The sequence below is a fragment of the Cryobacterium fucosi genome, from assembly GCF_004403515.1.
GTDB classification, from domain to species: domain Bacteria; phylum Actinomycetota; class Actinomycetes; order Actinomycetales; family Microbacteriaceae; genus Cryobacterium; species Cryobacterium fucosi.
On the sequence record NZ_SOHH01000087.1, the window covers coordinates 67,947 to 94,901 of the forward strand.

Genomic DNA, 26,955 nt, shown 5'->3' on the forward strand with positions numbered 1-26,955 from the left:
CGTATGGGTGCTGGGTGACGCGATCAGACCTTGAGCGGCTCCGGCTGATCGTCCAGCACCGGAAGCTCGATCGACGAGGTCGGCGGCTCATAGGTGTGGTCGAACGGCATCTCGTCGGTGTTCAGGCCGGGATTGTCGTCCTGGGTCGCGACGAGTTCGCGGGCCTCGAAGACCGAGTCCACGCTCGGCATCGACCCGAGCAGCGGCAGGCCTGCGGTCTCTCTCATGAAGAAGATCGCGATTCCGCCGATGACGGATGTTCCCATCAGGTAGTACGCCGGCATCATGTCGTCGCCGGTGGCCGCGATCAGCGCCGCGATGATGAACGGCGTGGTGCCACCGAAAATCGCGACGGAGAAGTTGTACGCGATTCCCATCGCGCCATAGCGGCTCTTGGTCGGGAACAGCGCAGGAAGGGCGGAGGCGAGGTTGGAAACGTAGAAGGTGACGGGGAGGGCGATCAGTGCCAGGCCGAGAAGGGTCGACCAGATCTCGCCGGCTCCGATCAGCAGGAATGCCGGGATGGAGAGCACGATGGCCGTACCGGAGCCCATCCAGAGCACCGGGCGGCGGCCGATCTTGTCGGAGAGCTTTCCGGTCAGCGGGATGCAGAGTGACATGATCACGAGGATCGGAATGGTCAGCAGGGTACCGTGCAGCTCGTCGTACCCCTTGGTGCTGGTGAGGTAGGTCGGCATGTACGAGGTGAGGGCGTAGCCGAGGGTGTTCGCGGCGGCGACGAGGATCATCGCGACGATGATTCCGCGCCAATGCGCCTTGAAGATGCTCAAGGGGCCGTTGGATGCGGGTTCCTCGGTCGTCGTGGGATCGCTGGCGAGGGCATCCTTGGCATCCATGGTGGCCTGGAACGTGGGGGATTCCTCGATCTTCATCCGGAACCAGATCGCGATCAGGCCGAGCGGCCCGGCGATGAGGAACGGGATTCTCCAGCCCCAGTCCTCCATGACCGGCTGTCCCAGCGTGACCTGGAGCACCGACACGAGCGCGGCACCGATGGCAAAGCCGAGATAGCTGCCCATGTCAAGCAGGCTCGCGAAGAATCCGCGGTGCTTGTCGGGGGAGTGTTCGCTGACGAACGTGGTGGCGCCGGCGTACTCCCCACCGGTCGAGAAGCCCTGGATCAGCTTCGTGAAGACGAGAAGGGCCGCGGCGAGCATGCCGACCATGGCGTAGCTCGGGAGGAGGCCGACCGCGAAGGTGGAGGCGGCCATCAGCATCAGCGTCATCGACAGCACCCTCTGGCGGCCGATCCTGTCGCCGAGCCAGCCGAAGAAGACACCACCGAGCGGGCGGGCGATGAACGTGGCGGCGAAGGTGCCGAGCAGGAACAGGGTCTGTACCGTCTTGTCGGCCTCCGGCAGGAAGACCGGGCCCATCGTCGTGATCAGGTAACCGAACACTCCGACGTCGTACCACTCCATCGTGTTACCGACGATGGTTCCGCCGAGCGCCTTCTTCAGGCGGGGCTGGTCGACCACGTTGACGTGGGACACCTTCAAGCGGCGCTGAAGGAGGGGTTTTCTGGTCTGTCCGGAGGCGCTCCTGACGCCCTTTTTCATGTCGGTCATGCTGGGGTCTCTCGGCATTTTGGCTTCTCTCGTGGAGGTCGTTTGCAGGTGAAGTTTGTGGACCCGTGTTCGGGCATAAAGAGCAATTTTAGCGCAAAAGCGCCGTCAACCCGAATTTCTGCCGAGGATAGGGCTTCTGGACAGGGGTTTACATGGGGTCGTCGGCGGGCGTTCGGGGGCCATCCGGCACCTGGGCTGGCAGCTCTATGACGCCCTCGACCCAAGGACATAGGCTGACACGATGACCCCGCCCAACCGCCAGTTCACAGCGGGAATCGTCCTGCTCTTCGGGCTCGTCTACCTCGTCTTCGAGTCCGTCGCGGCGGCGGCCTGGGTCGACCCGCCCTACGACTGGGCCCGGAATTTCATCTCCGATCTGGGCTTCGCTGACTGCGCAGTGGTCGATGGGAATCGCTTGTGCTCACCGTTGCATCCGTTGATGAATGCCGGCCTGCTCGTACAGGGCACAGTGTTCACGATCGGCGGGTTACTCGTGGCCCGCGTGACACTCGACACGGCCCGGCAGCGAATGGTGATCGGGATCCTCCTCGCGACTTCAGGAGTCGGCACCTTCTTCGTCGGGGTGCTCCACCAGAGCATCGCCCTCGCCGCCGCCGGACTCGACCCGCTTCACCTGACGGCAGCGGTCCTGTCGATCGGCGCCGGCAATGCGGGCATTCTGGTGCTCGGCGTGTTCGTGGTCGGGAAGACCTCCTGGCGCGGCTACGGCATCGCCAACGTAGCGCTCGGCGCCGTCGGACTGACCGCCGGGGTGCTGCTGCGCCTGGGAATCGACGCGGGCCTGGGCTACGGCTTCATCGAGCGGATCGCCGTCTATCCGCTCAATGTGTGGACGGTCGGTTCCGGCGTATACCTCCTCGCGAAGTCCGTGCGCGAGCGTCGGCGCCCGCTGTCCCGTTCGGCGCCCGCTGTCCCCTTCACGCCCGACCGAGTCGTCGGCGCGCTGCCCCAACCCGCTCCGCCAATCCGTCGAGCTAAATAGACTCGACCCATGCGCATTCACATCGCCACCGACCACGCCGGACTCGACTTCAGCCGTTTCCTCATCGATCACCTCACGGAGGCCGGGCATGACGTCATCGACCACGGCCCGCAGGCCTACGACGCTCTGGACGACTACCCGGCGTTCTGCATCAATGCCGCTCAGGCTGTGGTGAATGACCGGGTCGCCGGGATCGAATCCCTCGGCGTGGTCTTCGGCGGCTCGGGCAACGGCGAACAGATGGCCGCGAACAAGGTCGTCGGCGCCCGGGCCGCGCTGGTCTGGAGCCTCAACACCGCCAGGCTCGCCCGCGAACACAACAACGCCAACGTCATCTCGATCGGGGCCAGGCAGCACACCATCGACGAGGCGATCACCTTCATCGACGCGTTCATCGCCGAGCCGTTCCCCGCCGACGAACGGCACCTTCGCCGCATCCGCCAGCTCGCCGAGTACGAGGCGACCCGCGACATCGCCGGCAAAGGCATCGTGCGCTGACGTGCCAGAGGGCCACTCCGTACACCGCATCGCCCGCCAGTTCGCCCGCAATTTCGTCGGCCGGACGGTGCATCTGTCGTCGCCGCAGGGCCGTTTCGCCGTGGGCGCCGCTCTGCTCGACGGCCACGTGATGACGGATGCCCGCGCCGTGGGCAAGCAGATGTTCCTCCAGTTCGACCACGGGCTGTGGCTGCGCGTGCACCTGGGCATGTACGGCGCGTGGGACTTCGCCGGGGACATCCTGATGGATGCGACGATCGCCTCCGCGAACGGCCGGATGGGCCAGACGAACCAGCGGGGCACCGATGTCGCCTCGGCCGTGGTGGATTCGGCGGGGGAGAACTCGATGCACAGCATCGGGGCACCGCGTCGAACCCGGGTGCGGATGGCCGAGCAGGAGAAGGAGATCGACCAGCCGGGCACCTTCCCGCCGGAACCGGTCGGCCAGGTGCGGGTGCGCCTGCTCACCGACACTGTGTCGGCTGACCTGCGCGGGCCGACGGCCTGCGAGGTGCTCGACCCGGCGGAGGTGCAAGCCGTGATCGACAAGGCCGGACCGGACCCGCAGCTCGATGCCAGCACGGCCGCCGAGGACCGGTTCACCGCGGTGGTGCGCCGCAAGCCCACCCCGATCGGCCTGCTCCTAATGGACCAGTCCGTCGTCAGCGGCATCGGCAACGTCTATCGCGCCGAGCTGCTGTTCCGGGCCAGGGTGAACCCGTACGCCCCGGGCAAGACGCTCCGCGAGGATACCGTGCGCGGGCTGTGGCGGGACTGGGCGCACCTGCTGCGAATCGGGGTGGAGACCGGCCAGATGATGACCATGGACGACCTCGACGGTGACGCGTGGCGGTCGGCGATGAAGAACCGGGCCGACCGGCACTGGGTCTACAAGCGAGAGGGTCTGCCCTGCAGGGTCTGCGGCACCCACATCACCCTCGCGGAGATGGGCGCCCGCAAGCTCTACTACTGCCCGCGCTGCCAGGCCTGACACCCGTTGACCCGCTCCAAGAGACAGGAACCTCATCCGATGAGACACAATCCCTCCTTCGCGCTCGACGACCCGGCCGAGATCAGGCGCCTGGTTCGGGAGAACCCGTGGGCGACCATGATCAGCCACACCTCCGACGGGGAACTCGTCGCCTCGCACTACCCGGTCGTGCTCGACGAGGACAGCGACGGGATCGTGCTGCTGAGCCATGTCGGCCGGCCGGACGAGCAGTTGCACGAGCTCGGCCGGCACGAGCTGCTGGTGGTGATCCAGGGGCCCCACGGCTACATCTCACCCGGTTGGTACGACGCGTCACCCGCCGTCCCCACCTGGAACTTCATCACCGCCCACCTGTACGGCACCCCCGAACTGCTCAGCGCCACCGAGAACCTCGCCGTCCTCGAACGGCTCGTCGATCACTTCGAAGACCGGATGCCGGTGCCCCGGCGGATGAACGGCACCGCCGAGAACGCCGCCTACGCCGCCCGGATCTCGGCCGGCACGGTCGGCTTCCGGCTTCGGGTGACCCGGATGGTTGCCAAGAGCAAGCTCAGCCAGAACAGGCCGGCCGAGACCGTCAGCCGGATCCTGGCCGAACTGGAGGGGGCAGGGCCCTACGCCAGCCCGACTCTCGCCGCCGAGATGCGCCGGGTGCACGGCCAGCCCGAACAGTCCGACCCGACAGGCCAGACCGACCCGAGCGGCGACCGGTCATGACCCAGGCCTCGCTCACGCTGCGCAACGGACGCCTTCCCGGCAGCGACGAACGAGTGGACGTCACGATCAGCGGCGGGGTGATCCGGCGGATCGGCTACCGGGACAAGGCAACTCCCGGGCAGGAGAGCGTCGATCTCGGCGAGCGGTGGCTGATCCCCGGCCTCTGGGACAACCACGTGCACTTCAGCCAGTGGGCGCAGACCGCCCGGCGCCTCGACCTGTCAGCCACGGCCAGTGCTGCCGAGGTTGCCGCGCTCGTGCGCGAACGCGTCCGGGAGACGCCGCCGGGCGAGACCCTCGTCGGGTTCGGGTTCCGCGACGGCCTCTGGCCGGATGCCCCGGGCCGGGCCGTGATCGACGACGCCTCCGGCGGTCTCCCCGTCGTGCTCGTCAGCGGAGACCTGCACAGCTGCTGGCTGAATTCGGCGGCGCTCGCCGCGCACGGCTTCCCTGACCACCCGACCGGGCTGCTGCGCGAGGACGACGCCTTCGCGGTCGTCAACGCCCTCGGCACCGTGCCGGACGCCGTGATGGACGGCTGGGTCGACACTGCGGCGCGCGCTGCGGCCGCCCGCGGCGTTGTCGGCATCGTGGAGATGGAGATGGCCTGGAACCCCGGCGACTGGCAACGCCGGATCGAGGCCGGGACCGACGTGCTCCGGGTCGAGGCGAGCGTCTACAGCCAACACCTGGAGCAGGCGATCGCCCTCGGCCTGCGTTCAGGGGCTGCGCTCGATGGCACCGGCGGGCTCGCCGTGATGGGTCCGTTCAAGGTCATCACCGACGGGTCTCTCAACACCCGCACCGCGTACTGCTTCGACGAATACCCGGGTCTGGAGGGAACGGCCGGTTCGCACGGGCTGTTGACGGTGCCGCACGACCGACTTGTCTCCCTGATGCGCCGGGCGGCGGCCAACGGCATCCGCCCCGCCGTGCACGCGATCGGCGACCGGGCGAACAGCCTGGCCCTCGACGCCTTCGCCGAGGTCGGTTGTGAGGGCAGCATCGAACACGCCCAGCTGCTCCGCGACGAGGACCTGGCCAGGTTCGCCGCGCTCGGCATCATCGCCAGCGTGCAGCCCGAGCAGGCCCTCGACGACCGGGACGTCGCCGACCGGTACTGGGTCGGCCGCACCGGGCGGGCCTTCGTGCTCAAGGCCCTGCTCGACGCGCGCGCGACCCTGGCCCTCGGCAGTGACGCCCCCGTCGCCCCGCTGGATCCCTGGGTCACGATCGCGGCCGCGGTCGGGCGCACCAGGGGAGGACGAGAGCCGTGGCAGCCGGGGCAGGCGATCTCCCGGCAGGCGGCGCTCGGGGCGTCCGCCAGGGGGCGGCACGGGGTCTCTGTCGGCGATTTGGCCGACCTGGCGGTGTGTGAGACGGACCCGTTCGTCGCATCCGTCACCGACCTCCGGCGGATGCCCGTGGCAGCCACCCTGATCGCCGGCCGGTTCACGCACAACACCCTCTGACCTCGCACGGTGGTCGAGTGCGCGGTGGTCGAGCGCACGGTGGTCGAGCTCACGGTGGTCGAGCTCACGGTGGTCGAGCTCACGGTGGTCGAGCCTGTCGAGACCACGTCACGCGACCTGGTCTCGACAGGCTCGACCACCGGTTGCTCGACCACCGGGTGCGCGCCGTGCGGGGGTTTTCCCCCGAGGCGATCCGGTTGCCAGCCGGATGCCGCCGATTCCACCCGCCGGGAATGCTGGATTCAGGCACTCTGGCTGGAGGAAGACCATGAGCACGACCGAAACAACAACACCCACGACGAGCGACGACCCGAGGGATGACCGGATGGAGAACGCGATGGGCAACACCGTGGCGAACCCGGCCGCCCGTCGGGGCGGCTACCTCGGCCTGTGGCGGCGGGTTCCCCGGGATCTCGGCTTCCTGCTGCCGACGCTGCCCGTCGTCGTCGTCGCAGTCTCCGTGCTCAGCACGGTGTTTTTCACCGGCACGGGCATGATTGCGATCTTCGTCGGCCTGTTCATTGTGGTCCTGGCGTTGTACATCGCGCGCGGCTTCGGCCAGTTGGAGCTCGTCCGGCTGCGCTGGGCCGGTGAACCTGCCATCACGCCGCCGCGCTGGGACCCGCCCGGGGAGGCGCGCACCCCGCTCCGCACCATCCTCGGCCCGCTCGTCAACGGGCACTACTGGCTCTACCTGTTGCACGGCATGGTCGTCAACTTCATCATCGGCGTGGTCAGCTGGAGCCTGACGATCGTCTGGGTGACGGGGTCGCTCGGCGGGGTCAGCTATTGGCTCTGGGGTCGGTTCCTTCCCCGGGACGACGGCAACATCTGGCTCTATGACGTGGTCGTCGATTGGATGCTGCCGGGAAATACCCTCGCCACCGACCCGTTCCTCGGCGAGAGCCTGTTCCAGCTCGTCGTCGGCATCGTCCTCCTGACGACACTCCCGTTCATCACCCGCGGCATGACCGCGGTGCACCAGTTCGCGGCGCGCGGCATGCTCGGCGCGTGGCGCGCCGAGGCGCTCCAGCGGGAGGTCGCCGACCTGAGCGCGTCCCGCGGGGCTGCCGTCTCCGCGGAGGACCGGTCACTGCGCCGGCTCGAACGCGACATCCACGACGGACCCCAACAGCGCCTGGTGCGCCTGCAGATGGACCTCGCCAGCGCAGAGCGCAGGCTCGAGACCGACCCGGCGGCCGCCCGCGGACTACTCGCCGAGGCCAGGCAGCAGGCGCACGACACCCTCGAGGAGCTGCGCGCGCTGTCCCGCGGCCTGGTGCCCCCGATCCTCCAGGACCGGGGCCTGATCGCCGGCCTCGAGTCGCTCGCGGCCCGCAGCACCATCCCCGTGCGGCTCGAACTGACCGTCGACCCGGCGCTGCGGCTGCCGTCCGAGATCGAACGCGGCGCGTACTTCGCGGCGTCCGAGTTGCTGACGAACGCCGCCAAGCATTCCCGGGCCACCGGCATCCGGCTGCACCTTGCGCTCCGCCGCGTGCCTGACGACGACACCACCTGGCTGGACCTCTGGGTGATCGACAACGGCGTGGGCGGCGCTGTCCCGACCGAGGCGCACGGCCTGCGGGGCCTCGACGAGCGCCTGCAAGGCCTCCGCGGGATGTTGTCGATCGACAGCCCGGCGGGCGGGCCGACCGCGGTCGGGGCGCACATCCCGCTGACCGACACCGCGCCGGGCTCGATCGCCCTATCCTGAACAGGTGACCCAGCCAGAACAGCCCGCGACGGACGCGGCACCGGCGACCGCTCCGTTGCGGCTGGTGCTGGCCGAGGATTCGCTGCTGCTGCGTGAGGGGCTGATCCGGCTGTTCGACGAGGCCGGCTTCGTGACCGTCGCCTCCTACGGCGACGCCGAAGGGCTGCTCGCCGAGGTAGACGCGTTGCGGCCGGACATCGCCGTGCTCGATGTGCGGATGCCGCCCACCTTCCGCGACGAGGGGGTGCGTGCCGCGCTGGAGCTGCGACGGCGGCTGCCGTCAGTGGGCATCCTGCTGCTCAGCCAGTACGTCGAGGGCACGTACGCCCACGAGCTGCTCGCGGCCGGGGAGGGTGGCATGGGCTACCTGCTCAAGGACCGGGTGGCGTCACTGGACGACCTCACCGACGCGCTCACCCGGATCAGCGCGGGCGGCACCGTGCTCGACCCGCAGGTGGTGCGCGAACTGCTCGGCCGCCGCACCGACCCGCTCGCGGCGCTCACCCCGCGGGAGCGGGATGTGCTCGGGCTGATGGCCGAGGGCCGAACGAATGTCGGGATCGCCTCCGCCCTCGTGATCGGGGTCGGCTCGGTGGAGAAGAACGTCACCTCGATCTTCCAGAAGCTGCAGCTCGACGACTCCGGCTCGGACCACCGCCGGGTGCTCGCGGTGCTCGCCTTCCTCCGGCACTGACAAACCCGGTCGTTGATTGAGCCTGGCGGCGGTCGAGCCTGTTCCGAATTCAGGAGAACAGCCTGACCTCGGGGCCCCGGCGGGCATCCGTCGCACTGTCCCGGGCTTCACACCTGAATTCGGCACGGAGCTCACAGATGGGTTCGCTCACAGGCTCGATCACCGAACAGGCTCGATCACCGTTCTGGACGCGCACCCGGATGCCGGGCGGAGGGGGGAGACTAGGAGCATGAGCGCAATCGAGAATTCCAAGCTGGCCATCATCGGGGCGGGTGCCGTGGGCACCTCCCTCGCCTACGCCTCCCTGATCCGCCAGTCCGCGCGCGAGGTTGTGCTCTACGACATCAATGAGGCCAAGGTCGAGGCCGAGGTGCTCGACCTCGCCCACGGCACCCAGTTCACCGGCGCATCCTGCGTGTCGGGCGGTTCGGACCTGGATGCAATCGCGGGCGCCAACATGGTCGTGATCACCGCCGGCGCGCGGCAGCATCCCGGCCAGTCCCGCCTCGACATGGCAGGGGTCAACGTGGGGATACTGCGTGAACTGATGCCGAAGCTCGTCGAGCGAGCGCCCGACGCCGTCTTCATGATCGTCACCAATCCGTGCGACATCCTCACCTACGCGGCCCTGCACTTCAGTGGGCTCCCGTCGGCCAGGGTCTTCGGCTCCGGAACCGTGCTCGACTCCTCGCGGCTGCGCTGGCTGCTTTCGCACCGGGTCGACGTTGCGATCGCCAACGTGCACGCCGTGATCGTGGGCGAGCACGGCGACTCGGAGTTCCCTCTCTGGTCCCAGGCCAGGGTCGGCCCGATCTCGCTGGCCCAGTGGGTGGCGGATGACCTCTCTCCTGTCACGAACGGGCGCGTGAAGTTCTCGGAGGCCGAGTTCGAGGCCATCACCGAAGACGTCAAGACCGCGGCGTACCGGGTCATCGCCGGAAAGGGCGCCACCAACTACGCGATCGGGCTCTCCGGGGCGCGGATTGTGGAGGCCGTGCTGCGCGACGAAGGCGCCGTGCTTCCGGTCAGTTCGGTGCTGACCGGGTACCGCGGCGTGAGCAAGGTGGCGCTGTCGGTGCCGACCGTGGTCAACGCCGATGGCGTGTCCCGGGTGATCGAGGTGCCGTTCTCCGACTCGGAGCAGACACTGTTCCAGCACTCGGCAGACACGCTCCGGGCGACGCTGGACAGGCTCGGACTGGCCTGAGCCCGGCGCATCCGTCTCAATCGCTGATCTGCACCGGCGCACCGCCGGAGACGAGTGTCCAATCGACGCTTGCGAACGACGATGGTTCCACCACCCGCGCCCGGGTGACCCAGTCGATGATCAGTTGGCGGATCTCCTGCTGGGCGTTGTGAACCACCGGTGCGGTCGTGACGATCATCAGCGTGTTCTCGCGCCCGCGCTGCACGCGGACCGCTTCGACCAGCGTGGCCACCTTGGCCAGGCCGATGTCGTTCCGCGCGGAGTCGTCGTATTCCGCGTTCTGGAAGTAGTTCCAGTTGAAGACGCAGCCGTGCAGGTCGGTCGTCCCCATGATCGTCAGGGAGACCGGGTCTCCTGTCCGATGCCGGCCCCCACGCTCTGCGCCCTGGGCCGGCGTCATGCCGGCGGCGGTCAGCACGCCCACCGCCGCGAAACTACCCAGCACGCCACGTCGAATCAGTTGGATTGGCACGTTCACTCCCCAGGTGTGCCTCCGCGGGGAGGCGTTGTGAGGCAGGCAACCAACCCCACCGGCGACGCTGGACCCGTTCGAGAAATCCTGTCAATCAATCGGGACTCGCACGGCTGAATGGGCTGTCGCACTTCGGATGCTGCGTCTAACCTGCCAATTAGGCCTGCACGTTAAGGAAGGCAGCGCGAAAGAGGAGGATCAGATGGCGACCGACGGTCGGGCACGGGTGATCGTGCGAGACGGGCCATGGGGCTTCGTCTTCCTGTTGGCGTATATCGGTGCGGCCATCTACTTCGTTTCCCTCTCATCGGGCACGTTTTGGGGCGTCATCCTGGGTCTGCTCCAAGCCATCGTCTGGCCGGTCTACGTCGTCTACCACGTGTTGCTCCTGATCGGCGCCTGATCGCCCAGAGCCAATCCTCATTGCGCAGAGCCGGAAAGGAATCGGCCATGACTCAACTCGTCCTGTTCCACCGCGCACAGGGATTGAGTCATGGGGTCACCGCGTTCGCCGAGCGGCTGCGCGCGGCCGGTCACGACGAGCACACGCCCGACCTGTTCGACGGCCGCACATTCGGCAGCATCGAAGTCGGCATGGCCGACGTCGAGGCGCTGGGGTTCGACGAGATCATGGACGCGGAACCCAGGCCGTCGAGATTCTCGACCCGGTAGTTGACCATGAACGCAGCGGTGCTGGGCGCAAAGGGGGGCATCCTGCGCCGAACCAATGGACCAGATGGTCGTTCCACCAACGGGCGTGCCGGCGCCATCGGCCCAGGTGAAAGCCGCCGATGCCGGTAACTCGTTTCATGGAACCTCCGAGATTCGGATCAACGAATCCAGTTGTATGGCGTGGTCGTCGATACCTTGATCAGGCCGGAACGTTCGAGGATGGGGCGTGAATCCTCGGTTGAGTCGCTGTGCACGAGCCTCTTGCCCAAGGCGATCGCGGAGTGGGCCCTGGCGGCCGTCACAGCACGATAGATACCTCGGCCGCGGTATGCCGTGAGGGTGGCACCGCCCCAGATGCCGACGAAGTCGGTGCCGGGCACCGGCTCGAGTCGACCCCCGCAGACCATCCGGCCATCCGTCTCGGCCACCCAGAGTTCCAGGCCGTCGCCGCGGGCGAGTCGCGTGAGCAACGCGTCAGCGAGGCGAGTGTCGACAGCGTCACCGAACGCCTCGTCGACCATGGCACTCATGGCACGCACATCCGCCTCGGTGGTGACGCGCCGCACGGTGACACCGTCCGGTGTGGGGGCGTCCGTGCACAGGCCCTCAAGCGGCCCGATCATGATCGATTCAGGTTCGCCGGGTTCGAACCCGTTCTCCAACAGTATCCCGTGCAATCCTGGCGCGTGATCGTGGCCGCGGGTCTTCCATTCGACGCGGGTGATCTGCGGGTCGGCACGGTAGTGATCGAGCGCGCCTGCGACCAATTCGGCTATCGCGTGGTGGTCTGCCTGGCGGAGATCCCGGTATGTGACGAAGCCGCGACCGTCGGCGAACGTCACGAGACGCAACGGTCCGAGCTCGGTGACGGTGAGAGCGCTGGGCGTCTCCGCGTCGGTTCGAAGTTGGTCGTCGTAGGCCTGGAGGTATTCCGAGGAGTCAGTCATCGGTTTCATGCTGGCAGCGCCACGAGCCCGCCGCAACATCATTTTGGGCCGCGAGTCGAACGCCTTGTGCATCTCAATCGGTTCCCAGGATGTCCTAATGTCGAGCCATGGACCTCTCGGCAACGCCCACGCTCGCAGGATCGCTCGTGACCCTTGAACCGCTCTCCCATGATCACGTGGCTGACCTGCGTGTGGCGGCGGACGAGGGTGAACTCTGGCGTGCGTGGTACACCGCGGTGCCGCACCCGGAGGCGATGGCCGGCGAGATCGAACGCCGACTCAGTCTTCATGCGCAGGGACACATGTTGCCATGGGCCATCCGGCTCGCGTCAACGGGACGAGTAGTCGGCATGACGACCTTCATGAACCCGAGCGATGCTGCGCCGCGGTTGGAAATTGGCTCGACCTGGCTGGCCAAAAGCGTTCAGGGCACCGGGGCAAATCGCGAGGCCAAGTTCTTGCAGCTGGCCTATGCCTTCGACGTCTTGCACTGCATCGCGGTGGAATTTCGTACTCACTGGCACAACCGCCAATCGCGGAAAGCGATAGCGGCATTGGGTGCGAAGGAGGACGGGGTGCTTCGCAATCACTCCGTCGGACCAGACGGCGCGCTACGAGACACAGTCGTATTTTCGATTATTCAGAGTGAGTGGCCGGCCGTGCGCCTCGGTCTTTTGCACTCCCTGGCGAGGGGAAGGGGCTTCGAAAACTAGGTGCGCGATGGCACAACGCTCACAGTCTGAAAGTGCTCGACCACTGGAAAAGGGTCGTAGAAACAATGAAGGAGGTCGCGCCACTCCTGGTACTCCCCAGACCCTCTGAACCCGTCGGTGTGGTCCTCGAGGCGGGCCCAGTTGACGAGGAGCAGGTACGTGCTCGGTCGTTCCATGCACCGTGCCAGGGTCAGTCCCTGGAATCCTGGTATCGACGCGATGATGGTTCGCGCGCGCGCAAAGGCTGCTTCGAACTGTGCCTCCTGGCCGGCAACGACAGGAAGGAGGGCGTGTTCCGTGATCATCGATCAACTATGGCAGCGGCGTGCCACGGCTCCAATGCCAAGAGCGACATCTGTGCGCCTGCGGTCAGAGTCGAAAGCGACGACCAGCGTCCCCAAGCACGCGAAGAGTCCGAGAGTGGCGAGAAGAAAGGCGAGAACCTGGATACCGAGTCCTACCGGAGCAATTGCGAACGATTCGTAGCCGCCCCAAAGAAACAACCCCGAGCCCAAGATAGCGGCTCTTCCAATCAACGTGGCGGCCCAACGCATCCGGTTGGCCGCGAGGTGCGCCTTTGTGATGCCGGTCACGCGTCCCGCCGAGATGCGCTGTCGGCCCGGTCGATCTGGGAGGGGATGACGGGAATCGAACCCGCGCCATCAGTTTGGAAAACTGAGGCTCTACCATTGAGCTACATCCCCGGGCGTGGTCTCCCGCGCACTCGATCACTTTAGTACACGTTCCGGGGCGACGGATGCACGGAGGGTCGCTTTCGCATCCTGACCGTGCAGTAGACTTACCGAGGTCATTCCGCTGGTGCGTGAGCTTTGCGCGTCAGGAGGATGACTCCAACGGGTTGAGAAAATATCCGGGGCGTAGCTCAGCTTGGTAGAGCGCTCGGTTTGGGGCCGAGAGGTCGCAGGTTCGAATCCTGTCGCCCCGACAGTCACCCCCCAGAACATCGTTCGAACACAGGAGATACCCACGTGAAGTCCACGGTCGAAAAGCTGAGTCCCACGCGCGCCAAGGTCACCATTGCGGTGACCCCCGAGGAACTGAAGCCCAGCATCACCCACGCCTACGGGCACATTGCCGAGGACATCAACATCCCCGGCTTCCGCAAGGGCAAGGTTCCGCCGCCCATCATCGACCAGCGCGTCGGCAAGTCCGCCGTGCTCGAGCACGCGGTCAACGAGAGCCTCGACGGGTTCTACCGCAAGGCCGTCGAAGAGCACAAGCTGCGCCCCCTGGGCCGCCCGGAAGCCGACATCGTCGAATGGCCCAGCGACAAGGACTTCTCCGGAGACCTGCTCCTCGCCATCGAGGTCGACGTGCGTCCCGAGATCGACCTTCCCGCCTACGAGGGCCTCAAGCTCACCGTTGACGCCGTCGAGGTGTCCGATGAAGACGTCGCTGAGGAACTCGACCAGCTGCGCAGCCGTTTCGGCACGCTCGTCACGGTCGACCGCCCCGCCACCACCGGCGACTTCGCCCAGATCGACCTGGTCGCCAGCATCAACGAGCTCGAGGTCGACAACGCGACCGGGATCTCCTACGAGGTCGGCTCCGGCGACCTGATCGACGGCATCGACGAGGCGCTCGACTCCCTCAGCGCCGGCGAGACCACCACCTTCAACTCCAAGCTGATGGGTGGCGACCACGAGGGTGAGACCGCCGAGATCACCGTCAAGGTCATCGCCGTCAAGGAGCGCGAGCTTCCGACCGCCGACGACGACTTCGCACAGATCGCCAGCGAGTTCGACACCATGGCCGAGCTCACCGAGAGCCTCAAGGCGCAGGTCCTGCGTTCCAAGGCCTTCGGTCAGGGCAGCCAGGCCCGGGAGAAGCTCGTCGAGCAGCTCCTCGCCTCGGTCGAGGTTCCGATCCCGACATCGATCATCGAAGACGAGGTGCGTCGCCACCTTGAGGGCGAGAACCGCCTCGAGGACGACGAGCACCGCGCCGAGGTCACCGAGTCCAGCGAGAAGACCTTCCGCCAGCAGATCCTGCTTGACACGATCGCCGAGGCCGAGAAGGTCCAGGTCAGTCAGGACGAGCTCACCCAGTACCTGATCCAGGGCGCCGGCCAGTACGGCATGGACCCGAGCGAGTTCGTCCAGGCGCTGAGCGGCAACGGTCAGATCCCGTCGATGGTCGCCGAGGTCGCCCGCAACAAGGCCCTCGCGATCGCGTTGGGCAAGGCCGAGGTCGTCGACTCCAACGGGGCGCCCGTCGACCTGTCCGAGTTCGCCGCCGTCGCCGCGAACGACGAAGCCGACGAGGATGACGAAGCCGACGACGAAGCCGACGACGAGGTCGAGGATGCCGCCGAGGCACCCGAGGCCGTCCCGGCCAAGCCGAAGAAGAAGGCCGCAGCCAAGAAGTAGCACGCCACGAGAACGGGGCCGGATGTCACAGACATCCGGCCCCGTTTTTGCGCCGGGCCGGCGCCCCGTCTTGTCTCGCCCGTCGAATTCGACGGACATTGTGCCCAATCGGGGCCCAGAAACGCGTCCTGACACCGTTTCCCACAAAATCTCCGTCGAATTCGACGGGGGAGTGTCGCGGGCGGCGGCGCGCAATCTGCCGAGGGCGAACACGGCCGTTCCGGCGCGTTCGACCCTATAGATTCATTCTGAAGCGACAAGCGAAACGGAGCGCGACATGGCCGATATGGCACCTACACCCGGCGTTTTTGACCGACTGCTCAAGGACCGCATCATCTGGCTCGGTTCAGAGGTTCGGGACGAGAACGCCAACGAGATCTGTGCCAAGATCCTGCTGTTGGCCGCAGAGGACTCTGAGCGGGACATCTTCCTGTACATCAACTCGCCCGGCGGCTCGATCACGGCCGGCATGGCCATCTACGACACGATGAAGTTCGTGCCGAACGACATCGTCACCGTCGGCATCGGACTTGCCGCGTCGATGGGCCAGTTCCTCTTGTCCTCCGGCACCAAGGGCAAGCGCTACATCACCCCGAACGCCCGCGTCCTGCTGCACCAGCCGTCCGGCGGTTTCGGCGGCACGGCCGCCGACATCCAGACCCAGGCCAAGGTGATCCTGGACATGAAGAAGCGGATGGCCGAATTGACGGCAGAACAGACCGGCAAGTCGGTCGAGCAGGTCCTCATCGACAACGACCGCGACAACTGGTTCACCGCCCAGGAGGCCGTGGCATACGGCTTCGTCGACCACCTGCGCGAATTCGCGTCGGATGTGGTCGGTGGCGGCGGCACCGACGACTCAGTGAACAAGAAGTAGGACGGGCGGAAACGACATGGAATTCACGAATTTTGGTCACCAGGCCGGGGGCCGCGCCCCGCAGTCGCCCGAGGCCCGCTACATCCTCCCCACGTTTGAAGAGCGCACCGCCTACGGGTACAAGCGTCAGGACCCCTACGCGAAGCTCTTCGAGGATCGCATCATCTTCCTCGGTGTCCAGGTCGACGACGCGTCGGCCGACGACGTCATGGCCCAGCTCCTCGTGTTGGAGAGCCAGGACCCCGACCGCGACATCGTGATGTACATCAACTCACCGGGTGGCTCCTTCACCGCGATGACGGCGATCTACGACACAATGCAGTACATCCGGCCGCACATCCAGACGGTATGCCTCGGCCAGGCGGCATCCGCCGCTGCCGTGCTGCTCGCCGGCGGAACGCCCGGAAAGCGCCTCGCGCTTCCGAACGCGCGCATCCTGATCCACCAGCCCTCGGCCGGCGGTCAGGGTGGCGGGCAGGCTTCCGACATCGAAATCCAGGCCGCCGAGATCCAGCGGATGCGCGAGTGGCTGGAATTCACCATCTCCCACCACTCCAACCGCACGGCGGAGCAGGTTCACAAGGACATCGACCGTGACAAGATCCTCGGCGCTCCCGAGGCCCTCGAGTACGGCCTGATCGACCAGATCCTGACCAGCCGCAAGAACGTGCCCACGCTCGTCAAGTAGCTCTTCGCAACAATCGCACGTCGAACGCGGCGGATGCGCGGCTGCCTGGCAGCCGGGCATCCGCCGTTTTCAGGGTCCAACGGCGGTTTCCCGGCCGGCCCCCGCAATCGTATTTCCACCGGTCCGCACGGCCTGCACAACACAGTCACAGGCACAGGCTAGGCTCAGTTCAGCATTACCAGCATTACCAGCGTTACCAGCAATACCGATGGAGGAGGCTGACGGATGGCCCGAATAGGCGAGAGTGCCGACCTGTTGAAGTGTTCCTTCTGTGGGAAGAGTCAGAAGCAGGTCCAGCAGCTCATTGCCGGTCCCGGTGTGTACATCTGTGACGAGTGCGTCGAGCTGTGCAACGAGATCATCGAGGAACGCCTGGCCGAGGCCGGTGCCGAGGAAGGCAACGGCGAGTTCGACCTTCCCAAGCCCAAGGAGATCTTCGGATTCCTCGAGGAATACGTCATCGGGCAGGAAGCCGCCAAGCGCGCCCTCGCCGTTGCGGTCTACAACCACTACAAGCGCGTGCGCGCCCGGGCCACCCTCACCGCCGCCGATGCCATCCACGATGACGTGGAGATCGCCAAGTCCAACATCCTGCTGATCGGCCCGACCGGCTGCGGCAAGACCTACCTGGCCCAGACCCTTGCCAAGCGGCTGAATGTGCCCTTCGCCGTGGCGGATGCGACGGCCCTCACCGAGGCAGGCTACGTCGGCGAAGACGTCGAGAACATCCTGCTCAAGCTGATCCAGGCAGCCGACTACGACGTCAAGCGCGCCGAGACCGGCATCATCTACATCGACGAGATCGACAAGATCGCCCGCAAGGCCGAGAACCCGTCGATCACCCGCGACGTCTCGGGTGAGGGCGTGCAGCAGGCCCTTCTGAAGATCCTCGAGGGCACGATCGCGTCCGTTCCGCCGCAGGGCGGCCGCAAGCATCCGCACCAGGAATTCATTCAGATCGACACGACGAACGTGTTGTTCATCGTGGCCGGCGCGTTCGCGGGCCTCGACGACATCATCTCCACCCGGGCCGGCAAGAAGGGGATCGGTTTCGGCGCCCCGCTGCACAGCAAGGGCGACGATGTCAACCTGTTCAGCGAGGTCCTCCCCGAAGACCTGCACAAGTTCGGGCTGATCCCCGAGTTCATCGGTCGGCTCCCGGTCGTCACCACGGTCACCCAGCTCGACCAGGTTGCCCTGATGCAGATCCTCACCGTGCCGCGGAACGCCTTGGTGCGCCAGTACCAGCGCATGTTCGAACTCGACGGCGTCGAACTCGAATTCGAGCAGCCGGCCCTGGAAGCCATCGCCGATCTGGCGGTGCTCCGCAAGACCGGCGCACGCGGCCTCCGCGCCATCATGGAAGAGGTGCTCGGACCGATCATGTTCGAGGTGCCGTCCAGTTCCGAGGTCGCCAGGGTCGTCGTGACCCGCGCCGCCGTGCTCGACAACGCCGAGCCGACCATCGTGCTGCACAAGGCGCGCCGGGTGGACAAGTCCGCCTGACCCGTCCCGGATCCTGAATCGAACCGCCCCCGGCCTCTGGTCGGGGGCGGTTATGTTCGCGATCTCCGCGAACGGGGGAAGCGGGAACGGACGTGTGCCGCGACGCGAAAAGGGATTCGTCGATTCAGCACTAATCAAACCTGGTTCGACCGACACCGGGTCCGCTTCCGTGCGTAGGCTCAGGGCATGACTGACCAGCCCGAACGCCCCGAGACCGCGCCGCGCGACCAGTACACCCACGGTCATCACGAAAGCGTGTTGCGCTCGCACACCTGGCGTACCGTGGCGAACTCGGCGGCCTACCTCATTCCGCACCTCGACCCCGGTTTGACCCTGCTCGATGTGGGGTGCGGGCCAGGCACGATCACGGTCGACCTGGCCAGGCGCATTTCGCCCGGCCGGGTCACCGGCATCGACGCCGCGGAGGAGATCATCCGGCGCGCGGCCGGGCTGGCCTTCGACGAGGGGGTGCGCAATGTGGTGTTCCAGGTCGGCGACGTCTACGCCCTGGATTTCCCGGACGAGTCCTTCGACATCGTGCACGCCCACCAGGTGCTGCAGCATGTCGCCAACCCGGTTGCGGCGATGACGGAGATCCGGCGGGTGCTGAAGCCCGGCGGCATCTTCGCCGCGCGGGACGTGGACTACGGCGGGGTGATGGTGCATCCGAAGCTGCCCGGTCTGCTGCTCTGGATGACCGCCTACCGGGACGTGCACTACTGGAACGGCGGCGACCCGGACGCCGGGCGGGCGTTGAAGGCGTGGGCACGGCAGGCCGGGTTCGGCCGTGTCGCCAGCAGCGCGTCGATCTGGTGCTTCGCCTCGGATGCCGAACGAGAGTGGTGGGGAGAGTCGTGGGCCGTGCGGGCCACCGAGTCCGCCTTCGCGGCGCACGCGATCGAGGTCGGCGCGGCCGACCTGGCCGACCTGCGGCAGATCGCGGCCGCCTGGCGGCAGTGGGCCGCCGACCCCGACGGCTGGTTCGGGATGCCGCACGGCGAGATCATCGCCCGGAAATAACACCGTCCGAAGCCACGCCACCGACAGTCATCACCGGCAGTAACATCAAGGGTGCCCTTCCTGGATCAGCTGAACCACTGGGCCCGGCACCAGCCGGGCGCGACGGCCGTCGAGGTCGGCGCCGACCGGCTCAGCTTCGCGGGACTCGCGGCCAGGGCAACCGACGCGCTGTCCGTCGGGACCGACGGTGCAGGCATCGGCGTCCTCAGCCTGCCCAACGGCATCGACTTCGCGGTCGCCCTCGCAGCCGGGATCGCCGGTGACCGCGCCGTGGCAGTGCTCGATCCAGGCTGGCCGGATGCCCAGCGGCACGCCGTCACGGAGCGACTGGCCGCGGAGGGCGTGCGGCGGCAGGCGCAGCCCCGGCCCGATTCCGTCCCTTCCCTGGCCGACGGGCACCCCGACTCGGTCTTCCTCTACGGCTTCACCTCCGGGACGACCTCCGTGCCCAAGGCGTTCACCCGCACCCGAGGATCCTGGCGGCGCTCCTTCGAGGCCGGGACCGACTACTTCGGGCTGACCGGGCACGACCGCACGCTTGCGCCGGGCCCGTTGTCGTCCAGCCTCACCCTGTATGCCCTCGCCGAGTCCCTCCACGCCGGGGCGACCTTCGTCACCCTGCCGGAATTCGACCTGGCCGCCGCCCTCGCCTGCGTCGCCGACCGCGGGATCACCCGGCTGGTTCTCGTGCCCACCGTGCTGCGTATGCTCAGCGAACGTGGCCTGGCCGGCGGGGTGGACGGCCGGACGCTCACCAGCATCGTCAGCGCCGGGGCCCGGCTGGATCCGGCCACCCTCGCCGCCGCACGCCGGTTCGCGCCCAACGCGACCATCCACGAGTACTACGGGGCGGCCGAGCTGAGCTTCATCGCAGCGTCCGGTCTGCGCCCGGGGGACTCGCCCGGCGCGAACGCCACAGCCGTCGGTCGCGCGTTTCCCGGCGTTTCCCTGGCTATCAGGGACGAAGCCGGGCGGGAACTGCCCCGGAACGAGCCGGGCACGATCTTCGTGCGCAGCGACCTGGTCAGCACCGGCTACGCCTGGGGCGACGACGGCGAGGCGTTCCGCCGGGACGGCGACTGGTGCACCGTCGGGGACCTCGGTTTCCTCGACCGGGACGATGTGCTGCACTTCCTGAACCGTCGGGCGGACATGATCGTCACGGCAGGCCAGAACATCTACCCGCAGGAGGTGGAGGCCGCACTGCAGGAGCTGCCGGGCGTGGCATCCGTGGTCGCGGTCGGTGTGCCGGATGCCCGCCGAGGCAGCAAGCTCGTCGTGGCGGTCCTCGCCGGCCCCGAGGTCGACGCGGCAGCGCTGCGCCGGGCCTCCGCCGCCGCGCTCGCGGAGGCGAAACGGCCACGGTCCTTCTACCGGCTGGCCGCTCTTCCCCTCGCCCCGACCGGCAAGCTCAGCCGTGATCTGCTGGCCCGATGGATCACCGAGGGAGACCCGCGTGTCACCGCACTCGACTGACCACGACCGGCCCGGCGCCGAAATCGGGAGTGACACCGACCGCGAGCCGGTCATCGTCCTCGGCCGCCGCACCGCCTTCGGGCGAGTGAACGGCGGCCTGGCGCAGCTGACCGCCGACCGGTTGCTCGCGCCGGTGCTGGCCGCGCTGCTGGCCGACTCCGGCGTCGCCCCGGACACGGTCGACGACGTCATCGTCGGCAACGCGGTCGGCGGAGGCGGGAACGTGGCCCGCCTGTCCCTGTTGCGCGCGGGGCTCCCCGTGTCGGTGCCTGGCCTGACCGTCGACCGCCAGTGCGGCTCCGGGCTGGAGGCCATCGTCCTGGCCTGCCGGCTCGTCGCGGCCGGAGCCGGAGATGTCTATCTGGCCGGCGGCGTGGAGAGCTGCAGCACCGCGCCCCTGCGCGCCCACCGGCTCTCCTCGACGCCCGGCCGCCCCGACTTCTTCGACCGGGTGCGGTTCTCCCCGGACGAGGTCGGCGACCCTGAGATGGGCGTCGCCGCCGAGAACGTGGCCGACCGGTTCGGCATCACCCGGGAGCGACAGGACGCGTTCGCGCTCCGGAGCCACCGGCTGGCCATCGCTGCGAGCGAGTCGGGGCAGCTGACCGAGGAGATCGTCACCCTCGACACGGATACCGGCCGGGTCGATGCCGACGAGGGACCGCGGCGCAGCCTCACGGCCGGCCTGCTGCCCCGGTTCGCCCCGGCCTTCCGGGCAGGCGGCACCGTCACCGCCGGCAACTCCTGCGCGGACGCCGACGGGGCCGTCGCGGTGCTGGTGACCAGCCGGCGGACCGCGGACGCCCTCGGGCTCGGCGGCGGCCTGCGCTTCGTCGATTCCGCGGTGACGGGCACGAACCCGGTCCTCCTCGGCATCGCGGAGGAGCGCGCCAACCCGCAGGGTGGGGCGCTGGCGGTCGGCCATCCGTTCGGCGCGAGCGGCGCGCTGTTGGTGCTCAACCTGCTGCGGCAGTGCCGGGCCGCTGCCTCGGCGGGCGACCTCGGCCTCACGGCCGTCAGCATCGCCGGGGGACTGGGCGTCGCGGCGCTCTGGCGCTGGGACGGCACCGTTGGCGGGTCGCGGCGGGGCCGGTAGACGGCGAGTCGAGCCGCGGTTCAGCTCGGTGTCGGAGTAGCGCTCGATAGGGCCACCATGGATCGTCGGCTCTCCAGGCGCAGTTCCATCTCGCTCATGACAAGTGCCGCGAGGTCCCCGAGGGTGGCGAGTTCCTGTTCCGTGGCCACGCGCGGTTCGTAGTCGAGCACGCACAGCGTGCCGAGGTTATGTCCGTCGCGGGTGCGCAGGGGCGCCCCGGCGTAGAACTGGAGACCGAAATCGCCGGCGACGAGGGGGTTGGCCAGTGTCCGGGGGTCGAACCGGGCATCCTCCACGACCCAGGGCATGTCATCCAGGATCGCCGAGGCGCAGAGCCCGGGGTGCCTGTCGATGTGGTCGATCTCGAGTCCGTGGTGGGACGTGAACCAGATCCGATCGTGATCGACGATCGTGACGAGCGCGACCGGAACCGAGAATACGCGGGCGGCAATCGCCGTGATCCGATCGAAGGCGCCGTCGACCGGTGCCTCCGGTAGCCGATAGCGCGCAACCGCGCGCATCCGGGCCTCCTCGGGCGAGGGCTCGGGAGAGGACCCGATATCCCTGTGCCGGCCGGTCTCGGCGGTCACCAGCTGGCGCAGCGCCGGGACCAGATCGTGGATGGACGGACGGTCTTTCGGGTTGCGGGCGGTCATGGCCGCCAGGAGCGCCCTCCATTCAGGGGCGATGCCGTGCGGAATGGTCGGATCGTTTCGCAGCCGGGCCAGTGCCGACTGGATCGGGTCGCCGGGAAAGGCAACGGTGCGGGTGAAGCACTCGAGGAGCACGAGCCCCAGCGAGTAGATGTCGCTGGCCGACCCCAGCTTCTGTCCCCGCGCCTGTTCGGGGCTGAGGTACGCGGCAGTCCCCGTCGTGACGGTGTCCGTGTCCCCGCCCGGGGCGGCGCCGACCAGGGCGATGCCGAAGTCGGTGAGTTTCGCGTGGTGCCGTGCGCTGCCCTGGCTGTAGTCCACCAGCAGGATGTTCGCCGGCTTCACGTCTCGATGCACGACGCCCCGATGGTGAATGTATTGCAGGCCCTCGGCCAGGTCGAAGCCGATGTGCGCTATCTGGCGAGGAGTGAGCGGACCGCGCTCGAGCTTGACCTTGAGATCGGCGCCCGTGACGAGCTCCATGACGAAGTAGACGCGGGGCCGGGCAGCATCCGTTCGGTCGACGCCCGCGTCGAGCAGGGTGACGAGGCTGTGGTGGTTCAGGCTCGCGACGAGGTTCACCTCGTCTTCCTGCAGACGGATGTCCTTCTCGCTCGTTGCGGTCGCGTCGAAGACCTTGACGGCGACGTCGCGACCCAGTGACTCGTCCCTGGCGCGATAGACCGACCCCGTGCCGCCTCGGCCGATCAGTTCCTGCAACCGGTATCGTCCGCGCAGCCGCGGTGCGCCGGCCTCAGCGACCTCAGGCAAGCGCCGGGCCGTGGTTATGACATCCATATGAGCGCCCTCGTTTCGTGCCGCCTCCACCACCGGCGGTCCGGCGTGTCCACTCATTGGACGTAGCTCGAGGCCGATATGTCACGGCGAACGTCGAAATCTCTGACCTCGGGGTCTGCTGTGAGGCCACGGCAGTCGTTGCCTGTGACATCCAGTCAGGGTCAGGCCGGCGGTCCCCGGTCAAGCCGGCTGAATCCAGTCGGTTAGATCCAGTCCTCGTCGTCCTCGACCGGCACGGCAGGCTGGGTGATGGTGGCGCTGTCCTCACCGGGGTTGTACCGGATGACGGTGCCGTCGTCGAGCTCGAGCACCGGTTGGGCCTCAAGCCAGGTCAGTGTCCAGCGCCAGGCGCTGTTGTCCTCGCCGAGGGCGGCGAGTTCCTCCTCGACCGCCTGGATCGCGATCTCGACCACGTGCGGCAGACCCGGGGGAACCGGTCCGCCGAGCGGGAAGCGGCTTCCCAGTTGCACTCTAGAGCTCGATCTCGTAGGTCACCCAGTCCGTGCGGGTGGCGACATCGTCGTAGAGGCGCTGGGCCTCCTCATTGTCGGTCGCCGTGATCCACGCCATGGTGCTGAGATGGTGCTGCGTGGCGTACTGCTTGGCGAATTCGATCAGGGCGCGTCCCACCCCGGTGCTGCGCGATTCGGGGACCACGAACAGGTCGTCGAGGTAGAGCCCGCGGGTGGCGCTGAGCGTGTTGGGCACCTCGCGGTAATGTGCGAACCCGATGAGGTCGCCCTCGTCATTGACGGCGACCGCTCCGGCGAGCACGTGGTTCTTGTCGATGATCCAGCTCCAGACCTGGAGCGCCTTCTCATCGGTGAGCGCACTCTTGTAGAACTCGCTGTAGCCCTCGAAGAGGCCTAACCACGAGAAAAAGTCCTTGTCGCCCAGTGTTCGTACCTTGATTGACATCCGGTTCTCCTATCTCTCCGGCACCGTGTCGAGCACGATGTCGGTGACAGCCAATACGCTGCCATCCACAAAAACCAATTCCGAGATACGACCCACGGCCCGCAGATCGGCGGAGGCCTGCGCGAGCAGGGCAACCTCAGCGGCCGTTCCGCTAATTACAGCAGATGCGACGGCAGATTTCTGGGAAGCTTTCGCATCGGTCTTGGCGCGCCGGATGCCGGTCAGGGCCCGGCTTGCCAGATCGAGCAGGGCGACGTTGCCGATACCGCCCGCCGCGAGCTCGGCCTGACTCGGCCACGGCGCACGGTGCACCGATCCGTCGTTGGACCAGGACCAGGCTTCTTCGGTGGCGAACGGCACGAACGGCGCGAACAGGCGCAGCAGTGTGGCGAGGGCGGTGCGGAGCGCGGCGACGGCCGACGCCTGCCCTGCGCCGCTCTCTCCGTAGGCGCGTTCCTTGACCAGCTCGAGGTAGTCGTCGCAGAAGGTCCAGAAGAAACTCTCGGTGAGTTCGAGCGCACGGGCGTGGTCGTAGCCCTCGAATGCGGCCGTGGCCTCGCCGACGACGACGCTGAGCCGGGCGAGCATGCTCTGGTCGATCGGCTCGGTGACCGGGGCATCCGCGGCGCCGTCGAAGCCGAGGATGAACTTGGACGCGTTCAGGATCTTGATCGCGAGGCGACGGCCGATCTTGATCTGGGTCGGGTTCTTCGGGTCGAACGCGGCATCCGTGCCCAGGCGGGAGGACGCGGCCCAGTAGCGCACCGCGTCAGAGCCGTGCTGTTCGAGCATGTCGGCCGGGGTCACCACATTGCCCTTGGACTTGGACATCTTCTTGCGGTCGGGGTCGACGATGAAGCCGGACAGCGCCGCGTGCTGCCACGGTGAGACGCCGTGTTCGAGTTCGGCGCGGAGCAGGGTGGAGAACAGCCAGGTGCGGATGATGTCCTGGCCCTGCGGGCGGAGCGAATACGGGTAGACCAGGTCGAACAGGTCCGGGTCGCGTTCCCACCCTCCGGCGAGCTGCGGGGTGAGCGACGACGTGGCCCAGGTGTCCATCACGTCAACCTCGCCGACGAAACCGTTCGCGGCCCCGCGCTGGTCGGCGCTGTAGCCGGGGGCGGTATCGGAAGACGGGTCGACCGGGAGCAGATCGCGGGTGGCGACGATCGGCTGGTCGAAGACCGGGTTGGCGTCGGCATCCAGCGGGTACCACACGGGCAGGGGCACGCCGAAGAAGCGCTGGCGGGAGATCAGCCAGTCGCCGGTGAGGCCGTTCACCCAGTTCTCGTAGCGAACCCGCATGAACTCGGGGTGCCACTGCAGGTCGGCACCGTGGGAGATCAGGCGGGAGCGCAGGACCTCGTCGCGGGCACCGTTGCGGATGTACCACTGGCGGGTCGACACGATCTCGAGCGGCTTGTCGCCCTTCTCGAAGAACTTGACCGGGTGCACGATCGGCTTGGGCTCGCCGATCATGTCGCCGCTCGCACGGAGCAGCTCCACGACGGCCTGCTTGGCGGAGAAGACCGTCTTGCCGGCCAGCTGGGCGTAGGCGGCGCGGCCGGCCTCGCTCACGATGACGTCGGGGGTCTCGGCGATGATCCGGCCGTCGAAGCCCATGATCGCGCGGTTGGGCAGGTCGAGTTCGCGCCACCAGACTACGTCGGTCACGTCGCCGAAGGTGCAGATCATCGCGATTCCGCTGCCCTTGTCCTTCTGGGCGAGGTGGTGCGCAAGGATCGGCACCTCCACGTCGAAGAGCGGGGTGCGCACAACGCTGCCGAAGAGTGCCGTGTACCGTTCGTCGTCGGGGTGCGCGACGAGGGCTACGCAGGCGGGGAGCAGCTCGGGGCGGGTGGTCTCGATCTCGATGGTGCCGCCGTCTGGCTTCCGGAACGAGACCCGGTGGTAGGCGGCGGGCATCTCCTTGTCTTCGAGCTCCGCCTGGGCGACCGCGGTGCGGAAGGTCACGTCCCAGAGGGTCGGCGCCATGGCCTGGTAGGCCTCGCCGCGTTCGACATTGCCGAGGAACGCGAGCTGGGAGGTGATCAGCGAGTCGTGGCCGATCGTGCGGTAGGTCTGGGTCCAGTCGACGCTCAGGCCGAGGGTACGCCAGAGGGCCTCGAACTGCTTCTCATCTTCGATGGTGAGTCGCTCGCACAGTTCGATGAAGTTGCGTCGGCCGATCGGGAGCTGGTCGGCGGCCTTGCTGCTCTTGCCGTCGCCGCCCTCGAAGGGCGGGGTGAAGTCGGCCGCGTAGGGGAGCGAGGGGTCGCAACGCACTCCGTAGTAGTTCTGCACGCGGCGTTCGGTGGGAAGGCCGTTGTCGTCCCAGCCCATCGGGTAGAACACGTCGCGGCCGCGCATGCGCTGGAACCGGGCGATCACATCCGTGTGGGTGTACGAGAACACGTGCCCGATGTGCAGCGAACCGGAGGCGGTCGGCGGCGGGGTGTCGATGGAGAAGATGTTCGCGCGGGTGGCGGAGCCCCGGTCGAACCGGTAGGTGCCGGAGTCTTCCCAGCTGCCGCCCCACTTGGTTTCGAGACCCTCGAGGGCCGGCTTATCCGGAACGCTGGCGGCGGTCATGTTTCTCCGTTTGTGTATGTGCGGCACCGTGTCTTTGGTGAGATGCCTGAGTGTTGGGCCTGACCCAATCTACCGGATGCCCTGTTCCCCGCCGATTCCGGCGGTGGTGGAGCCTGTCGGAACCGGCCGCCGCGGTCTCGACGGGCTCGACCACCGGGGTCTCGACGGGCTCGACCACCGGGGTCTCGACGGGCTCGACCACCGGGGCTCGGCCGCCGGGGTGTCGACGGGCTCGGCCACCGGGGCTCG

At 67.6% G+C, this 26,955-nt stretch carries 26 protein-coding genes and 2 tRNA genes; 19 read left to right on the plus strand and 9 right to left on the minus strand.

The genetic code is table 11. The features are described from left to right. Positions 1-23: 23 nt before the first annotated feature. Complete coding sequence (locus E3T48_RS12735; RefSeq protein WP_134524423.1) at positions 24-1,607, minus strand: MFS transporter; 1,584 nt, start codon at positions 1,605-1,607, stop codon at positions 24-26. A gap of 223 nt (positions 1,608-1,830) precedes the next feature. Between E3T48_RS12735 and E3T48_RS12740 the strand changes: the two genes are divergently transcribed. From E3T48_RS12740 to E3T48_RS12775, 8 genes are all read left to right on the plus strand, one after another. Beyond that, positions 1,831-2,592 carry a DUF998 domain-containing protein gene (locus tag E3T48_RS12740; protein WP_134524424.1) on the plus strand — a complete coding sequence of 254 codons (762 nt, stop codon included), beginning with the start codon at positions 1,831-1,833 and terminating at the stop codon, positions 2,590-2,592. A gap of 9 nt (positions 2,593-2,601) precedes the next feature. Next, positions 2,602-3,090 (plus strand): ribose-5-phosphate isomerase, encoded by a 489-nt coding sequence (locus E3T48_RS12745; RefSeq protein WP_134524425.1) that lies wholly within the window; start codon positions 2,602-2,604, stop codon positions 3,088-3,090. 1 nt (position 3,091) lies between these two features. Then, positions 3,092-4,081, plus strand: coding sequence for an Fpg/Nei family DNA glycosylase (locus E3T48_RS12750; protein ID WP_134524426.1), 990 nt, complete (start codon positions 3,092-3,094; stop codon positions 4,079-4,081). A gap of 39 nt (positions 4,082-4,120) precedes the next feature. Further along, positions 4,121-4,798 (plus strand): FMN-binding negative transcriptional regulator, encoded by a 678-nt coding sequence (locus tag E3T48_RS12755; RefSeq protein WP_134524427.1) that lies wholly within the window; start codon positions 4,121-4,123, stop codon positions 4,796-4,798. Beyond that, complete coding sequence (locus E3T48_RS12760) at positions 4,795-6,270, plus strand: amidohydrolase (RefSeq protein ID WP_134524428.1); 1,476 nt, start codon at positions 4,795-4,797, stop codon at positions 6,268-6,270. The genes E3T48_RS12755 and E3T48_RS12760 overlap by 4 nt, the downstream gene beginning before the upstream one ends. Positions 6,271-6,538: 268 nt before the next feature. Beyond that, a complete protein-coding gene (locus E3T48_RS12765) occupies positions 6,539-7,987 on the plus strand; it encodes a sensor histidine kinase (RefSeq protein ID WP_241986806.1) in 1,449 nt (482 codons plus the stop codon). A 4-nt stretch (positions 7,988-7,991) separates the two neighbouring features. Next, positions 7,992-8,681, plus strand: coding sequence for a response regulator (locus tag E3T48_RS12770; RefSeq protein WP_134524429.1), 690 nt, complete (start codon positions 7,992-7,994; stop codon positions 8,679-8,681). A gap of 229 nt (positions 8,682-8,910) precedes the next feature. Beyond that, positions 8,911-9,888: an L-lactate dehydrogenase gene (locus tag E3T48_RS12775; protein ID WP_134524430.1), complete on the plus strand. Its 978-nt coding sequence runs from the start codon at positions 8,911-8,913 to the stop codon at positions 9,886-9,888. Between the two features lie 16 nt (positions 9,889-9,904). On the opposite strand, the gene E3T48_RS16995 is transcribed toward E3T48_RS12775, so the two are convergent. Continuing rightward, positions 9,905-10,360 carry a hypothetical protein gene (locus E3T48_RS16995; RefSeq protein WP_134524431.1) on the minus strand — a complete coding sequence of 152 codons (456 nt, stop codon included), beginning with the start codon at positions 10,358-10,360 and terminating at the stop codon, positions 9,905-9,907. A 202-nt stretch (positions 10,361-10,562) separates the two neighbouring features. Between E3T48_RS16995 and E3T48_RS12785 the strand changes: the two genes are divergently transcribed. Beyond that, entirely contained in the window at positions 10,563-10,763 is a 201-nt protein-coding gene (locus E3T48_RS12785; protein ID WP_134524432.1) for a hypothetical protein, read from the plus strand. A gap of 47 nt (positions 10,764-10,810) precedes the next feature. Next, complete coding sequence (locus E3T48_RS12790) at positions 10,811-11,032, plus strand: hypothetical protein (RefSeq protein WP_134524433.1); 222 nt, start codon at positions 10,811-10,813, stop codon at positions 11,030-11,032. A gap of 158 nt (positions 11,033-11,190) precedes the next feature. Here the strand turns inward: E3T48_RS12790 and E3T48_RS12800 are convergent, their stop codons facing one another. After that, positions 11,191-11,979, minus strand: a complete 789-nt coding sequence (locus tag E3T48_RS12800) for a GNAT family N-acetyltransferase (RefSeq protein WP_134524434.1) — start codon at positions 11,977-11,979, stop codon at positions 11,191-11,193. A 107-nt stretch (positions 11,980-12,086) separates the two neighbouring features. Between E3T48_RS12800 and E3T48_RS12805 the strand changes: the two genes are divergently transcribed. Next, on the plus strand, positions 12,087-12,692 hold the full coding sequence (locus E3T48_RS12805) for a GNAT family N-acetyltransferase (RefSeq protein ID WP_134524435.1): 606 nt from the start codon (positions 12,087-12,089) through the stop codon (positions 12,690-12,692). On the opposite strand, the gene E3T48_RS12810 is transcribed toward E3T48_RS12805, so the two are convergent. Together E3T48_RS12810 and E3T48_RS12815 are read right to left on the minus strand one after the other, a co-directional pair. Beyond that, positions 12,689-12,997, minus strand: coding sequence for an antibiotic biosynthesis monooxygenase family protein (locus tag E3T48_RS12810; protein WP_134524436.1), 309 nt, complete (start codon positions 12,995-12,997; stop codon positions 12,689-12,691). The genes E3T48_RS12805 and E3T48_RS12810 overlap by 4 nt on opposite strands. 328 nt (positions 12,998-13,325) lie before the next feature. Beyond that, positions 13,326-13,396, minus strand: a tRNA-Gly gene (locus E3T48_RS12815). A 168-nt stretch (positions 13,397-13,564) separates the two neighbouring features. On the opposite strand from E3T48_RS12815, the gene E3T48_RS12820 reads away from it, so the two are divergent. From E3T48_RS12820 to E3T48_RS12855, 8 genes are all read left to right on the plus strand, one after another. Next, positions 13,565-13,638, plus strand: a tRNA-Pro gene (locus E3T48_RS12820). Between the two features lie 43 nt (positions 13,639-13,681). Next, positions 13,682-15,082 carry a trigger factor gene (gene tig, locus E3T48_RS12825; protein WP_166789730.1) on the plus strand — a complete coding sequence of 467 codons (1,401 nt, stop codon included), beginning with the start codon at positions 13,682-13,684 and terminating at the stop codon, positions 15,080-15,082. A gap of 277 nt (positions 15,083-15,359) precedes the next feature. Next, a complete protein-coding gene (locus tag E3T48_RS12830; RefSeq protein ID WP_134507475.1) occupies positions 15,360-15,959 on the plus strand; it encodes an ATP-dependent Clp protease proteolytic subunit in 600 nt (199 codons plus the stop codon). Between the two features lie 16 nt (positions 15,960-15,975). Continuing rightward, positions 15,976-16,647, plus strand: coding sequence for an ATP-dependent Clp protease proteolytic subunit (locus E3T48_RS12835; protein WP_134507476.1), 672 nt, complete (start codon positions 15,976-15,978; stop codon positions 16,645-16,647). A 225-nt stretch (positions 16,648-16,872) separates the two neighbouring features. Then, positions 16,873-18,153 carry an ATP-dependent Clp protease ATP-binding subunit ClpX gene (clpX, locus tag E3T48_RS12840; protein WP_134524437.1) on the plus strand — a complete coding sequence of 427 codons (1,281 nt, stop codon included), beginning with the start codon at positions 16,873-16,875 and terminating at the stop codon, positions 18,151-18,153. Between the two features lie 186 nt (positions 18,154-18,339). Then, complete coding sequence (locus E3T48_RS12845; RefSeq protein WP_134524438.1) at positions 18,340-19,173, plus strand: methyltransferase domain-containing protein; 834 nt, start codon at positions 18,340-18,342, stop codon at positions 19,171-19,173. 51 nt (positions 19,174-19,224) lie between these two features. Next, positions 19,225-20,649, plus strand: coding sequence for a class I adenylate-forming enzyme family protein (locus E3T48_RS12850; RefSeq protein WP_134524439.1), 1,425 nt, complete (start codon positions 19,225-19,227; stop codon positions 20,647-20,649). Next, entirely contained in the window at positions 20,630-21,745 is a 1,116-nt protein-coding gene (locus E3T48_RS12855) for a thiolase family protein (protein WP_241986807.1), read from the plus strand. The genes E3T48_RS12850 and E3T48_RS12855 overlap by 20 nt, the downstream gene beginning before the upstream one ends. A gap of 20 nt (positions 21,746-21,765) precedes the next feature. Here E3T48_RS12855 and E3T48_RS12860 read toward each other — a convergent pair whose 3' ends face one another. From E3T48_RS12860 to valS, 4 genes are all read right to left on the minus strand, one after another. After that, positions 21,766-23,196 (minus strand): protein kinase domain-containing protein, encoded by a 1,431-nt coding sequence (locus E3T48_RS12860; protein WP_134524440.1) that lies wholly within the window; start codon positions 23,194-23,196, stop codon positions 21,766-21,768. Between the two features lie 203 nt (positions 23,197-23,399). Continuing rightward, positions 23,400-23,666, minus strand: coding sequence for a hypothetical protein (locus E3T48_RS12865; RefSeq protein WP_134524441.1), 267 nt, complete (start codon positions 23,664-23,666; stop codon positions 23,400-23,402). A 1-nt stretch (position 23,667) separates the two neighbouring features. After that, positions 23,668-24,114, minus strand: a complete 447-nt coding sequence (locus E3T48_RS12870; RefSeq protein ID WP_134524442.1) for a GNAT family N-acetyltransferase — start codon at positions 24,112-24,114, stop codon at positions 23,668-23,670. A 9-nt stretch (positions 24,115-24,123) separates the two neighbouring features. After that, positions 24,124-26,706, minus strand: a complete 2,583-nt coding sequence (gene valS / locus E3T48_RS12875; RefSeq protein ID WP_134524443.1) for a valine--tRNA ligase — start codon at positions 26,704-26,706, stop codon at positions 24,124-24,126. Positions 26,707-26,955: the final 249 nt, after the last annotated feature.